At 51.6% G+C, this 12,323-nt stretch carries 16 protein-coding genes; 9 read left to right on the forward strand and 7 right to left on the reverse strand.

The window, feature by feature from the left end:
• Window positions 1–4: 4 nt before the first annotated feature.
• The gene (locus BZG84_RS04415; RefSeq protein ID WP_158011465.1) at window positions 5–376 is read left to right on the forward strand and encodes a DUF1499 domain-containing protein; all 372 of its coding nucleotides are present in this window, start codon (window positions 5–7) and stop codon (window positions 374–376) included.
• Here the strand turns inward: BZG84_RS04415 and BZG84_RS04420 are convergent.
• On the reverse strand, window positions 373–651 hold the full coding sequence (locus tag BZG84_RS04420; protein WP_025740011.1) for a winged helix-turn-helix domain-containing protein: 279 nt from the start codon (window positions 649–651) through the stop codon (window positions 373–375). The two genes, BZG84_RS04415 and BZG84_RS04420, sit on opposite strands and share 4 nt — an antisense overlap.
• A gap of 233 nt (window positions 652–884) precedes the next feature.
• Between BZG84_RS04420 and BZG84_RS04425 the strand changes: the two genes are divergently transcribed.
• The 4 genes from BZG84_RS04425 to BZG84_RS04440 are packed head-to-tail and all read left to right on the forward strand — an operon-like array spanning window position 885 to window position 3,269.
• Window positions 885–1,232: an ArsC family reductase gene (locus BZG84_RS04425; RefSeq protein WP_069587405.1), complete on the forward strand. Its 348-nt coding sequence runs from the start codon at window positions 885–887 to the stop codon at window positions 1,230–1,232.
• Window positions 1,233–1,270: 38 nt separating this feature from the next.
• Window positions 1,271–2,404 carry a succinyl-diaminopimelate desuccinylase gene (gene dapE / locus BZG84_RS04430; protein WP_069587406.1) on the forward strand — a complete coding sequence of 378 codons (1,134 nt, stop codon included), beginning with the start codon at window positions 1,271–1,273 and terminating at the stop codon, window positions 2,402–2,404.
• Window positions 2,401–3,099: a M15 family metallopeptidase gene (locus BZG84_RS04435; protein ID WP_108743590.1), complete on the forward strand. Its 699-nt coding sequence runs from the start codon at window positions 2,401–2,403 to the stop codon at window positions 3,097–3,099. The genes dapE and BZG84_RS04435 overlap by 4 nt, the downstream gene beginning before the upstream one ends.
• On the forward strand, window positions 3,087–3,269 hold the full coding sequence (locus BZG84_RS04440; protein ID WP_077480220.1) for a DUF2897 family protein: 183 nt from the start codon (window positions 3,087–3,089) through the stop codon (window positions 3,267–3,269). The genes BZG84_RS04435 and BZG84_RS04440 overlap by 13 nt, the downstream gene beginning before the upstream one ends.
• Before the next feature lie 62 nt (window positions 3,270–3,331).
• On the opposite strand, the gene purC is transcribed toward BZG84_RS04440, so the two are convergent.
• The 3 genes from purC to dapA are packed head-to-tail and all read right to left on the reverse strand — an operon-like array spanning window position 3,332 to window position 6,030.
• Entirely contained in the window at window positions 3,332–4,045 is a 714-nt protein-coding gene (purC, locus tag BZG84_RS04445) for a phosphoribosylaminoimidazolesuccinocarboxamide synthase (RefSeq protein WP_077640509.1), read from the reverse strand.
• A gap of 59 nt (window positions 4,046–4,104) precedes the next feature.
• Window positions 4,105–5,136 (reverse strand): outer membrane protein assembly factor BamC, encoded by a 1,032-nt coding sequence (gene bamC, locus BZG84_RS04450; RefSeq protein ID WP_077480222.1) that lies wholly within the window; start codon window positions 5,134–5,136, stop codon window positions 4,105–4,107.
• 15 nt (window positions 5,137–5,151) lie between these two features.
• Window positions 5,152–6,030 (reverse strand): 4-hydroxy-tetrahydrodipicolinate synthase, encoded by an 879-nt coding sequence (gene dapA, locus BZG84_RS04455; RefSeq protein ID WP_069587411.1) that lies wholly within the window; start codon window positions 6,028–6,030, stop codon window positions 5,152–5,154.
• Between the two features lie 271 nt (window positions 6,031–6,301).
• Here dapA and bcp point away from each other — a divergent pair, with 271 nt between their 5' ends.
• The gene (gene bcp / locus BZG84_RS04460; RefSeq protein ID WP_077480223.1) at window positions 6,302–6,772 is read left to right on the forward strand and encodes a thioredoxin-dependent thiol peroxidase; all 471 of its coding nucleotides are present in this window, start codon (window positions 6,302–6,304) and stop codon (window positions 6,770–6,772) included.
• Between the two features lie 81 nt (window positions 6,773–6,853).
• On the opposite strand, the gene BZG84_RS04465 is transcribed toward bcp, so the two are convergent.
• The 3 genes from BZG84_RS04465 to BZG84_RS04475 form a co-directional block, all read right to left on the reverse strand.
• On the reverse strand, window positions 6,854–8,290 hold the full coding sequence (locus tag BZG84_RS04465; RefSeq protein WP_077480224.1) for an FAD-dependent oxidoreductase: 1,437 nt from the start codon (window positions 8,288–8,290) through the stop codon (window positions 6,854–6,856).
• Window positions 8,291–8,394: 104 nt separating this feature from the next.
• Window positions 8,395–9,474, reverse strand: coding sequence for an AI-2E family transporter (locus BZG84_RS04470; protein ID WP_077480225.1), 1,080 nt, complete (start codon window positions 9,472–9,474; stop codon window positions 8,395–8,397).
• A 10-nt stretch (window positions 9,475–9,484) separates the two neighbouring features.
• Window positions 9,485–9,706: a sulfurtransferase TusA family protein gene (locus tag BZG84_RS04475; RefSeq protein ID WP_077480226.1), complete on the reverse strand. Its 222-nt coding sequence runs from the start codon at window positions 9,704–9,706 to the stop codon at window positions 9,485–9,487.
• A gap of 168 nt (window positions 9,707–9,874) precedes the next feature.
• Here BZG84_RS04475 and BZG84_RS04480 point away from each other — a divergent pair, with 168 nt between their 5' ends.
• From BZG84_RS04480 to wrbA, 3 genes are read left to right on the forward strand one after another with little or no spacing between them, the layout of a single operon-like run.
• Entirely contained in the window at window positions 9,875–11,353 is a 1,479-nt protein-coding gene (locus BZG84_RS04480; protein WP_077480231.1) for a beta-barrel assembly-enhancing protease, read from the forward strand.
• 24 nt (window positions 11,354–11,377) lie between these two features.
• Entirely contained in the window at window positions 11,378–11,734 is a 357-nt protein-coding gene (gene arsC / locus BZG84_RS04485) for an arsenate reductase (glutaredoxin) (RefSeq protein ID WP_069587416.1), read from the forward strand.
• Entirely contained in the window at window positions 11,731–12,321 is a 591-nt protein-coding gene (wrbA, locus tag BZG84_RS04490; protein WP_077480227.1) for an NAD(P)H:quinone oxidoreductase, read from the forward strand. Before arsC ends, wrbA begins: the two co-directional genes overlap by 4 nt.
• Window positions 12,322–12,323: the final 2 nt, after the last annotated feature.

A 12,323-nucleotide genomic window follows, 5' to 3' on the forward strand; every position in this document is an offset into this window, starting at 1 on the left:
GATCATGAAACAGCCGCCGGTCACCGCCTGCGAAGACAGTCCTAACTGCGTATCAAGCAAGGACACTCGACCCAAGTTTGCATTATCACCTTTCACGCTGACCAGTGAGTCTGTCCGGTTTGACGATATCGTCAACACCATTGCCAGTTTGTCAGGCGCGACGCTTATCTCACAACAAGATAGCTATGCCCACTTCACCTTCACGACCCCAGTGCTGCGCTTTGTCGACGACGTCGAGATATCAGTGCACGGCACAGAGCTGACGCTGCGCTCCGCATCTCGTATTGGCTACTATGATTTTGGTGCCAATCGACGACGCGCTGACGCAATTCGTCAGGCGTTACGCGATAGCAAACTCATTACACCGTCGCCTTAGTTGATATAAGAACGAATATCGCGCTTCTTATCTTCAACCCAATCACGGCGGAAGGGGCCCCAGTCTTTTAGCTGGTAGTACCCATCATTATGGCGTTTGCCATCTTGGATAAAGGTCATGTCGATTCCCAAGCCCGATAATGACTTTAAGACATCTTGAATAGTGCGACGTGGCCAGCCCGTCGCTTCAATCAAGCGCGGAACATTAGGACGTTCCATTTCTTCAACAAGCGCGGCGAGATACAAGCGCCGAGCAAACACAGGATTTAGTTCCATACGAACCTCCGAAAGTTCTGATTAATCCCATTATTCATGTCGGGTAATAGGAGGTTTTGCGTTCGATCAAAACGCCATCAAATCGACGTGCTGCAGACCTATTTAGCGGGAGAATTCACACTCTGCGCGAGATCTCTACCTTGCTATTCATCAGCACATCGATCCCGCGCTAGGTATTGCGTTCACTCTCAACCAGTGTCACTCTTTAATCATGCAAAAACACGACCTAAAAAATCATGACAACTGTATTTGGCATTAAAAACTGCGACACCCTAAAAAAAGCGCTGAAATGGTTAGATAACCAAGGCATCGACTATCAGTATCACGATTATCGCAAGGATGGCTTAGACGCGTCGCTGCTGCGCACCTTCGTTGCTGAGCTCGGCTGGGAAGCGTTGGTGAATAAACGCGGTACGACCTACCGCCAACTGAGCGATGAGCAAAAAGCCAGCCTCGATGAAGCCAGTGCGATAGCCATCATGCTCGATAACCCTGCGATCATTAAACGCCCCCTACTCGTACACAAGGGTAGCTACTATCTCGGCTTTAAAGAGAACCAATACGCTGACATTTTTGCGTAATGTAATGTTCCGTTCATTCTCGTTGTAAGGAAACTAAGATGACTGACAGTGCTACCCTGTCTTTGGCAAAAGATTTGATCAACCGTGAATCAGTCACCCCAGAGGATGCGGGCTGCCAAGATGTAATGATTGCACGCTTAAAAGCATTAGGCTTTACCATTGAGCCGATGGTCTTTGAAGATACCACCAATCTGTGGGCTCGCCGAGGCACCCAAGGGCCATTATTTGCCTTTGCCGGTCATACCGATGTGGTGCCTGCCGGACCGCGCGATCAGTGGCACACGCCACCGTTTGAAGCCGTGGTGATTGACGATCATCTCCATGGTCGCGGCGCCGCCGATATGAAAGGCTCACTGGCCGCAATGGTGGTGGCAGTTGAGCGTTTTGTCGCTGAAAACCCAAATCACCCCGGCTCGATTGCCTTTTTGATCACTTCGGATGAAGAAGGACCATTTATCAATGGTACGACCCGCGTGGTTGATACACTGGTCGCACGCGATGAAATCATTGATATGTGCATTGTTGGTGAGCCTTCGAGTACCCATCATGTGGGGGATGTGGTCAAAAATGGCCGTCGTGGATCGATCACCGGCGATTTGTATGTGCAAGGCACTCAAGGGCATGTTGCCTATCCTCACTTAGCCAATAACCCCGTGCATCAGGCTATGCCTGCCCTTACTGAGCTCGCGCAAACAGTGTGGGATAACGGGAATGACTTCTTCCCGCCGACCAGCTTTCAAATTCCCAATATTCAAGCAGGGACTGGGGCTGCGAATGTGATCCCGGGCGAGTGTCATGCACAGTTTAACTTCCGCTTTAGTACCGAACTTGATAGCGAAACCATCAAGCAACGGGTCTATTCCATCCTTGATGCTCACGGGTTGGAGTATCGTCTTGAATGGACTCATAGCGGCGACCCCTTTTTAACCGACAAAGGCACCCTACTCGATGCGGTGGTCGAAGCGGTCGAAGAAGTCAATCATCAAACGCCCCAGCTGTTAACCACAGGCGGCACGTCTGATGGTCGCTTTATTGCTAAAATGGGTGCACAAGTGATTGAACTGGGTCCGGTGAATGCCACGATTCATAAAGTGAACGAGTGCGTTAGCATTCCCGATCTTGAAAAGCTCACCGACATGTACCAAAAAGTGCTGGAGAAAGCCCTACGTTGACCTTAAGTCTTGCACAATTAACCGGGCAAGATATGCAATTTCTCGTGCCAATCAATGCCCGGCCGAATGCGCCTTGTTTGCACCCCGAGGTGCTTGAGCACCTTGAGGCGTTGCGCCATAGTGCGCAAAAAGCCGGCTTTACGCTAACCATCGCCAGTGCTCATCGGTCTTTTGACAGACAACTGGCGATTTGGAATGGCAAATACCGAGGCGAAAAGCCGGTCTTAGACGACCACGGCCAACCGATTGACATTCACACCCTCACCGATAACGAGCGAGTGCGAGCAATCTTGCGTTGGTCCGCCCTTCCGGGCACCAGCCGTCACCATTGGGGAACGGATTTGGATGTGTTTGACCAACAGGCATTGGCACCCGGTGAATCGTTAGCGCTGACACAAGCAGAATACGATCATGGGCCTCAGGCCCGATTCGCAACCTGGCTGCACGCTCATGCGCCGCGCTACGGATTTTTCTTCCCCTATGCGCAGGACCAAGGAGGCGTTGCTCGCGAGCCGTGGCACATTAGCCATATCGCCACCAGCCAACCTCTGCTTAATGCCTTGACCTTAGATGGCTTGCATCGCGTGATTGAGCAAGCGCCCATTCTGGGACAGCAGGCTATTCTTGAACAACTAGATTGGATATATTCAACCTATGTCACCAACATCTGCGAGGTGCACTCATGGAATGGCTAACCAATCCTTATGTGATTATCGCGATTGTGGTCGCGGTCGTGGTCAGCAATATTATGGCGCTTAAGTACACAGCGAATGCTAAGTTTGGGCTTAAATATAAAGATAAACCTGACGATAAAACCGACGCTGACGAAACACACCCCAACGACACACCATCGACAAAAAAATAGCGCCATGATGGCGCTATTTTCTCTTAAAAAAACGCAAACGTTTGCGTTTTTAAGCCAAAAAATTACAGGTTCAGGCCAATACGCTTCGCCACTTCGATGTAGGCTTCAACAACGCCACCCAAACCTTGACGGAAGCGGTCTTTATCCAGCTTTTCTCGGGTGTTGGCATCCCACAAGCGGCAGCCATCTGGGCTAAACTCGTCACCGAGGACAATGTTTCCTTGATGGTCAACACCAAACTCGAGTTTGTAATCCACCAGCAACAAGTCACCTTCAGCAAACAAAGCTTTCAGCACATCATTAACCTGATAGGTCAGCGCTTTCATGGTCTCCAGTTGTGCTTGTGTGGCAAATCCTAGCGACTCACAGAGCGATTCATTGACCATAGGGTCATGCAACGCATCATTTTTAAGAAACAGCTCAAATGTCGGTGGCGTCAACGCCGTGCCTTCTTCAACGCCTAGGCGGCGACACAAAGAGCCAGCGGCAATATTGCGGACCACACATTCTACTGGGATCATCTCCAGTTTTTTTACCACCGCTTCGGTATCAGACAGTAGCTGATCCATTTGGGTCGGGATACCAGCCGCTTCCAGCTTTTGCATGATGAAGTGGTTAAACTTGTTATTCACTTCCCCTTTGCGATCTAGCTGCTCTACTCGCTCACCGTCAAACGCAGAGGTGTCGTTACGAAAGTGCAGAATAAAGCGGTTTTCATCATCAGTTGCATACACAGACTTCGCTTTACCGCGATACAACTCAGCACGTTTTTCCATTACCTATACTCTCCATTAGGCGCTAAAAACGAGGGACGCCATAAGGCGTCCCTGGGTGATTATGGGGTTGGCGCATTGCCAAGCTGGGCAATAACCGCTTTCAGTGCAGGACTCAAGGCTTTGAGCGTTTCCTCTTTCACTGGTTTCCCTTTGCTGGTGGTCACGTTGATTGAGGTTCGGTTCCCCAAATCGCCTAACAGCAAGGTATAGCTATTATCGCTTAAACTAATTGGCGCAACGCCCAACGCTTGCCAGCTTTCATCGCTGGGCGCGACGTGGCGTGTTTTCACAGTGCCTTGCGATTGATTGCTGCTTTCAATCGAAAAACCGAGCGGCTTGATGATCGCTGGCAGCTTTTCCCACACCACATCATACGGCGCACGGGCAATAATAACCGGCAAACCGCTGCGATCAGTGCCAAAGCTGATTGGAATATCAGACTGCTGCTGCTGCGCGATACGGCGAGCCTCAGCACGTAAGGCAGCGTCATGACTCACCGTGATCAAATTAGTCATCAGGGTGTTATAACGTTCGCTTAGCGCGGGGGTCAGCGGTTGCTCACCTTTTTGCGCACGCCATTCAATCAAGTTGACACCGAGGGCGAAACGACGGCCCTGCTCTAGGCGGGCAATACGAAAGCGCGCCTGATGCTCGCTGTCTTCTTTTTCCCACGCAATCCAGCCCGTCTCGAGCTGATTCTCTTCGCGCTGAGCAACCGGGATGGTGCCGTCATCCGCCAAGCGCTCCACAGTTTGCCAAAGTGACGACAGCTGCTTTTCATTCACCACCGCTAAGGTAACCCCGCGGCTGTCTCGCTCAATACGTGCTCCCGGCACAAGGTCCAACACCTGACGCGGCGGACGAATGTCTACGTCTTTGCCCACCTCTCCCTCAAAATCTTGTGATGGGATTTGGTAATTGGTTGAAAAGTAGGGCGCTTGGTCTGGCAAAGTTTGCCATTCTGAAAGCGGGGTCGTGTTTAAATAGTCGAAATCATCTTTCGCCTGACGACGTTGCTCGGCGCCACCACTGCAAGCAACCAATCCGGTTACCATGATGGCACAAAGGCCGAGCCTAAATACTGGTTTCATTCGCACTCCAACAGCTTAAACAACACCTGCAACCTGCATGGCCTCGCGCACGGTGGGGCGCAAGTGTTCGCTTAATTCGGTTAATGGCAGACGTAGGTGGCCATCCTCAATCAAGCCCATTTCACGGACTGCCCATTTCACAGGAATCGGATTGGCCTCGTCAAAGAGGTGGCGATGCAATGGGATCAAGGTTTCGTTAATCGCGTGTGCTTGGTCAGCCTCTCCAGCACGGGCGAGTTGGATCATTTTCGCCATCTGTGCCGCAGCCACGTTATTGGTCACGGAGATCACACCGTGGCCCCCTGCAAGCACAAAATCGAGCCCTGTTAAATCATCGCCACTGAATAAGAGGAAGTCGTCGCCACAAAGTTCCTTATGAATGGCTACGCGGCTCACATCTGCGGTAGCATCTTTTAAGCCGATGATGTTGTCAAACTGCGCCAAACGCGCCACGGTTTCGGGTTGTAAGTCGACCGCGGTACGCCCGGGCACGTTGTACAAGATTTGCGGTAAATCGCTTGCTTCGGCGATCGCTTTGTAATGCTGGAACAAGCCTTCTTGGGTCGGCTTGTTGTAGTAAGGGGTTACGCTCAAACACGCCGCGACGCCTGAACCTGCAAACATTTTACTGAAGGTAATAGCTTCATGAGTGGCATTGGCCCCCGTCCCCGCGATCACAGGGATACGGCCATCGGCGAATTCCAAAGTCTTTAAAACAACCTTGATATGTTCGTCAACCGTAACAGTCGACGACTCACCGGTCGTACCAACTGCGACAATAGCATCGGTTCCCGATTGGATATGGAACTCGACCAGTTTTTTCAGGCTAACGTAATCAACTTCGCCGTGTGCATCCATTGGTGTGACAAGCGCCACAATGCTTCCAGAAACCATGTTTGTCTCCCTTCGTGTTAATGATGCAATGTTACTTTTGGCGTCTGGCAAACACAAGAACAACCCTACGCGCAACACAGGATTAGCAGAAAATTTTTTCGTCGCTGCCAGACCGTGTGATTAAGGTACCATTCAAGGTGACCACCATGGGGTTAATTTCCGGTCAAAGGATGTCAGCGCACAGTGATCGCCACATCAGCGGGTTGCGTAAATTCGTCAAGTCCCTATCATCGTTGAATAACTCGCGAACAACAAAAAGGAAACCTCTCGCATGCAAACCTTGACTGCTGGCGCCACCGCGCCTGACTTCTCACTACAAGATCAAAATGGCGATACGGTCACGCTTAGCCAATTCAAAGGCGACAAGCGTGTTCTGGTTTACTTTTACCCAAAAGCCATGACCCCGGGCTGTACAACGCAAGCTTGCTCACTGCGTGATACCAAAGCAGAACTGGATGCGTTGGACACCGTGGTGTTGGGGATAAGCCCCGATCCGGTAAAAAAACTGGCGCGCTTTGTTGAGCGTGACTCACTGAATTTCACCTTGTTAAGCGACGAAGACCACGCTGTCGCGGATGCTTTTGGCGTTTGGGGACCGAAGAAATTCATGGGTAAAGAGTACGATGGCATTCATCGCCTCAGCTTTTTAATTGGCAAAGATGGCAATGTTGAACATGTGTTCAACAAGTTTAAAACCAAAGACCATCACCAAGTTGTGTTGGACTACTTACAGCAAGCCTGATAGCGGTTATCGCCGTCCATTTCCCTTAACGACAAAGAGCATGGCAAACGCCATGCTCTTTTTTGGGGAGCCAATACACCATTAACCCACGGGTTTGGCTAATCCTTCTGGGTAGCCCCGCTCCGTCGCTAATTGACACGCGGTCGCAACAATCTGCGCGTGACTCGGACGCGGCAAAGGATAGGTTGCGTCAGGCGAAAGCCATCCAACATCTTCAAAGTGCGAGAGAATCTTGTTGATAGCAGTCAGTGCCGAAGAGGCTTTGACAATCTCTAAACGTGCATAACGCTCACCGTCGAACGACACATCAGAGGCACGCAAAGACGGGTCGTCTCCGGGGATCTGTTGTGCGCCACACAGTGGTTTGCCCCCCACTTCAGCGTCCTGAAAATCAGGGAGCCACTGCGCGAAGTGCGCAATTGCCCGCTCGGTGCGCTCGCAGGCATGTGACCATGACCAACCTTTATCGATATTTTTCACATACTCAGCAGCCACAGCCGGCTGCGCCGAGTCGTGGGTGCTACTGACTAAGCCACCTTCGAACAAAGTAATGTCTTTGGTCATGCCATGGAGTTGGAAAAAGCCATCAGGATACGGCGTCAGCTGCGCCATGCCTTGTGGCGTGCCGCGTTCACCGTGAACAATAATTTCTGGCCACTGACAAGTGCTGCTTGGCCAATGGGCAATGTAAGCCGCTTTGTATTCGACAAGACGACGACGCGCAAAGCCCGCTTGATCATCAATGGTGCCGGTTCTAAAACCCGCCGCATTAATCAGATAATCCACATCCGTTGATTGAACTTGCCCGTGTGCATCTTGGTAGGTGACTGTCCACCCCGCGCCATTTGCTTGGGTGTTAATCACTTTATGATTAAACGCGAGCTGGCAGTGCGAGACATCGGCAAGGGCCAGTTGCGCTTCAGCAGCAAGGCGGAAGACACTCAAACCATACTCTTGCACCAATACCAGCGGATACTTCATGCTATCGAGGCGCAAGGACTGCGCGACAGGCCACATCCAGCGTTCGGCCGCGTCGGTCAAACTTTCATACTCTCGCTGTTTCAGCGCAGCTAAATCGGCTTGATGAAAGAGGCGAAAATAATCTTCGGGCTCGCCCATTACCTTGTTAGCATTATCCATCTCGACAAGTTGCGCGTAGCGTGCTTGAAGGGTCTCTAGGCGCGCAACCACGCTATCCAGAGATCCTTTATCTTGCTGAGGAACCGCCAGAACCGTAGGACGGCGGTTGACTGAGTGTGGATACATGCGCACTGTCGCGACAGACTGCTCGAGCAAGGTTAAGCACTGATCGAGTGAAATCTCGCGGTAGAGGTTGCCCCCTGCATGCAAGTGGCAGATAGGTGGACCATTCACTAACCCAGTGCCTGCTTCAAACAACTGGGTGTCGATGCCACGCTCTGCCAGCCGCATCGCCGCCGTTGTTCCCGCGACACCGCCACCAATGACCGCGACACGAAACCGATTTACCTGTGTTTGTTGTTGCCTTTGTTGTTCCATGCCAACTCTTTTATATGTACTGCTTTTCTGGGCCAAACTGGTGCGGAAAAGGCACGCGCTTCCCCGCTCAACCTTGTTTATTAGAGCGGCGAACGTGGGATGGATCACTGACCATCAGGTTTCGGATCGTCCTCAAGCTCAATCACAGGCAACGCCTGCCAAACCGCCTTCACCAAGGTCGCCAATGGAATAGCAAAAAATACGCCCCAAAAGCCCCAGAGTCCACCGAAAACCAGTACGGCTATTATGATGGCAACGGGATGCAAGTTAACAGCCTCAGAAAACAGCACAGGCACTAATACATTGCCATCAAGCGCTTGAATCACGCCATAAGCAATCATGACGTACCAAAATTCAGGCGTGAGCCCCCACTGAAACAGCGCCACAATTGCGATCGGTAAGGTGACAACCGCCGCGCCGATATAGGGGATCAGCACTGAGAACCCGGTCGCTACGCTAAGTAGCACCGCATACTCGAGCCCCAACACGCTGAACGTCACATAGCTCACGCTACCTACGATCAAAATTTCCGTGACCTTGCCACGAATATAATTGGAGATTTGTTGGTTCATTTCATGACCCACACGCGAGGCTAAGCGTCGGTTACGGGGCAATAAACCTTTAAACATGGCCAACATTTCTTGCTTATCTTTGAGCAGGAAAAATACCAACAGCGGCACTAACACGAGATAAACCGCCAAAGCAACCAAGTTCACTAACGAAGACAGGGATCCTTTCACCAAGGTTTCGCCCATGCGCAGCACGTTATTTTGCAGCGTATCGACAAAGGTGTTGATCATATGAGGCTTGATCAATTCAGGGTAGCGTTCAGGCAAGCTCAGCATCAGCGCCTGCACGTTATTAAACATATTGGGCACATCCGCCACCAAGTTCACCCCTTGGTTCCAAATGGTCGGCACTAAACCAAAGGCCGCCATCATGGTCATGCCCACGAACAAAGTGCTGACCACCATCACCGACAAGGTGCGCGGCAAACCAATACGGGTTAAGCGATTAACAGGCCAATCCAGTAAGTAAGCAATCACAATGGCAGCCAGTAACGGCGCCAGCAAATTGCCAAAGAAATAGATAGTGATAAAGCCAACTAGCAAGATGGCAACCAAGCTCACTGCATGTGGGTCGGAGAAGCGCCGCCGATACCAGCGGTTTAACATATCAAACATAATCGATCCGTTATTCTTTGGTTACTTTCAAGCGCGCCTGTTGCGGCCTATCCAGCCACTCGATGGTAAAGGTTTGCTGTTCAAAATAGCGCGGAATGTCTTGTTGCGCGCCAGCATCCCCCAGCAAAATGATAAGCTGATCACCGTGTCCTAACTGTGCGGCAGCACGTTTGGCAAGCAGTAATGCCATCGGGCAGACATGCTCACGTAAATCAAGCGTTTGACATTCCATTCTGTCTCACCGGTAGGTATTATCGCCTGCATTGTAATGGACATTAGACAGAACGCCAACGAAACCCACACGCATTTTATTGGTCTGTATCCTAGGTTACATTCCGTTTGCTAACGAAAGGTTCACGCTATCATGCCGCTACGTGCTTTGCGCCATTCACACTCTCTTATGCCGTCTAAACGGTCGGGTCGCCGCTTGTTGGCCTATCTTTTAGCGGGCCTTTTGGCTACCGCCCCTGCTACCGCCAGCACCGAGCAATATGGATTCGATTTACCGGATATCGGCACCGCCGCTGCGGGAACGCTGACCATTGCGCAAGAGAAGGAATTTGGTGATGCCTATATGCGGATGCTGCGCGCCAGTAAACCCATTATCAGCGACCCATTGCTTTCTGAGTATGTGAATGCGCTCGGCCATCGTCTTGTCGCCAATGCCAATGATGTGCGCACGCCGTTTCAATTTATTCTCATTAATAACCAAGCGATTAATGCATTCGCGTTCTTCGGCGGTTATGTTGCTATGCATTCTGGCTTGTTTTTACATGCCAATACTGAGAGTGAACTTGCGTCCGTCATGGCGCATGAAATCGCCCACGTGACCCAGCGTCACTTAGCCCGCAGCATGGAAGACCAAGCCAAGAAATCCCCACTGACAGTGGCCGCATTGGTGGGGTCGCTAATGCTCGCCATTGCCGCACCAGAGGCTGGTATTGCCGCTGCCCATGCTGCCACAGCAGGCACCATTCAAAGCCGTATCAATTATACGCGCCGTAACGAAGAAGAAGCCGATCGGATCGGCATCGACACCTTAGCCCGCGCCGACTTCGATGTCAGCGCAATGCCTCGCTTTTTCACTCGACTGGCCGATGAATATCGCTATGCCAGTAAGATGCCGGAATATTTCAGCACTCACCCGTTACCCGAATCACGTATCACCGACTCTCGGGCTCGAGCGCGGCAATATCCTCAAAAGCGTGTGCCTCTGTCGCCCGACTACCACTTGGCACGCGCTCGCATTGTGGCCCGTTATAGCGGCATCGCCGCTGAATCGGCAATGGATTGGTTCACGCGTAAGCTGAAAAAAGCATCACCGGCGGAAAAGCAAAGCCTCAATTACGGCGTGGCGCTCTTGCACATTGATGCGCACCGCTTTGATGAAGCACGCGCTTTGCTGAAGCCACTTATCCAAGCGCAACCGAACAATCGCTTTTTTATCGATGCAATGACAGATCTTGATATCGGCGAGAAGCACTTTGACAAAGCACTTTCACGGCTGAATGATGCACTCGCCAATCAGCCCGATAATCGCGTCCTTCTCCTGAACCGTGCTTATACCTACGTCAAAGCCCAACGGGGTCAGGAAGCGATTCCGGCGCTCGAGCGTTATACCCACCAATATCCCGATGACAGTAATGGCTGGTTTTTGTTACAACAAGCGTACGAGAGTACCGGTACGCATCGGGATGGCGAGCTTGCCGCCCAAGGCGAGCGCTACGCGTTGCGTGGTCAATGGTCAAAAGCCATTCGTAATTACACCCAAGCCAGCCAACTTGTCGAGTTGGGAAGCTTGGCACAAGCACGCTATGATGCGCGGCTTGATCAGCTTCGTCATCAGCAAGCGCGCTTTAACGCCCTAAAAGATCGTTAATTCATTCAAATAAGGATATCTGTCGTGACCACTATTACGCTTTATCACAACCCGCGTTGTTCCAAAAGCCGTGAAACACTTGCACTGCTCGAATCCAATGGCGTGCAACCAAACATCGTTAAGTATCTGGAAACGCCTCCGTCTGCCGACACCTTGACCGCCTTGAAAGATAAGCTCGGCATCCGCTCATTTCGCGACATGATGCGCACCAAGGAAGCAGACTATAAAACCGCTCAGCTGGGTGATGCCAGCGTGACGGAAGCACAACTGCTCGACGCAATGGTCAACAACCCTAAACTCATTGAGCGCCCTATCGCTGTTAAGGCTGAGCGTGCTGTTATTGGTCGTCCACCAGAAAACGTTTTGGATCTTTTGGCATGACAAAAGTACTGGTGCTTTACTACAGCCGCTCAGGCAATACCCGCAAATTAGCGCAACAGCTAGCGCGAGGCATTGAATCTCAGGGCGTGGAGGCCGTGTTACGTACGGTGCCAGAATTGCCGAGTTACACAGACGGAAAAACACCGGCCCATTCAGCCAGCGATCCTTTTGTGACTCGCCAAGACTTGCTCGACTGTGACGGGCTAGCCTTGGGTAGCCCGGTGCGTTTCGGCAATATGGCCGCGCCACTCAAGCATTTTATCGACAGTACCAGTGCCGAGTGGCTCTCTGGGGCCTTAATCGATAAACCTGCCGCCGTGTTTGGGGCCGGCTCTATGCTTCATGGTGGACAAGAAACCACCCTGCTCACCATGACGGTGCCCCTGCTACATCACGGTATGATTCTTGTTGGCGTGCCGCACAGTGAAAGTGCACTGCACACCACCCAAGGCGGTGGTTCGCCCTATGGAGCCTCGAGTGTGAGCAACGCTCAAACCCCTTTGCTCGCCGATGAGAAAAAAATAGCCAATGCACTCGGCCAACGGCTCGCTTCACTCGCACGCACGCTCAACCCCACTAGCTCGTAAAA

It is taken from the genome of Salinivibrio sp. PR932, from assembly GCF_001996125.1.
Classification (GTDB): Bacteria; Pseudomonadota; Gammaproteobacteria; order Enterobacterales; family Vibrionaceae; genus Salinivibrio; species Salinivibrio proteolyticus.

Coding starts and splice junctions, on each gene's coding strand:
- BZG84_RS04415 (WP_158011465.1), top strand. CDS start 5: ATGAAACAGCCGCCGGTCACCGCCTGCGAAGACAGTCCTAACTGCGTA.
- BZG84_RS04420 (WP_025740011.1), bottom strand. CDS start 651: ATGGAACTAAATCCTGTGTTTGCTCGGCGCTTGTATCTCGCCGCGCTT.
- dapE (WP_069587406.1), top strand. CDS start 1,271: ATGACTGACAGTGCTACCCTGTCTTTGGCAAAAGATTTGATCAACCGT.
- BZG84_RS04440 (WP_077480220.1), top strand. CDS start 3,087: ATGGAATGGCTAACCAATCCTTATGTGATTATCGCGATTGTGGTCGCG.
- purC (WP_077640509.1), bottom strand. CDS start 4,045: ATGGAAAAACGTGCTGAGTTGTATCGCGGTAAAGCGAAGTCTGTGTAT.
- bamC (WP_077480222.1), bottom strand. CDS start 5,136: ATGAAACCAGTATTTAGGCTCGGCCTTTGTGCCATCATGGTAACCGGA.
- dapA (WP_069587411.1), bottom strand. CDS start 6,030: ATGGTTTCTGGAAGCATTGTGGCGCTTGTCACACCAATGGATGCACAC.
- bcp (WP_077480223.1), top strand. CDS start 6,302: ATGCAAACCTTGACTGCTGGCGCCACCGCGCCTGACTTCTCACTACAA.
- BZG84_RS04465 (WP_077480224.1), bottom strand. CDS start 8,290: ATGGAACAACAAAGGCAACAACAAACACAGGTAAATCGGTTTCGTGTC.
- BZG84_RS04470 (WP_077480225.1), bottom strand. CDS start 9,474: ATGTTTGATATGTTAAACCGCTGGTATCGGCGGCGCTTCTCCGACCCA.
- BZG84_RS04475 (WP_077480226.1), bottom strand. CDS start 9,706: ATGGAATGTCAAACGCTTGATTTACGTGAGCATGTCTGCCCGATGGCA.
- BZG84_RS04480 (WP_077480231.1), top strand. CDS start 9,875: ATGCCGTCTAAACGGTCGGGTCGCCGCTTGTTGGCCTATCTTTTAGCG.
- wrbA (WP_077480227.1), top strand. CDS start 11,731: ATGACAAAAGTACTGGTGCTTTACTACAGCCGCTCAGGCAATACCCGC.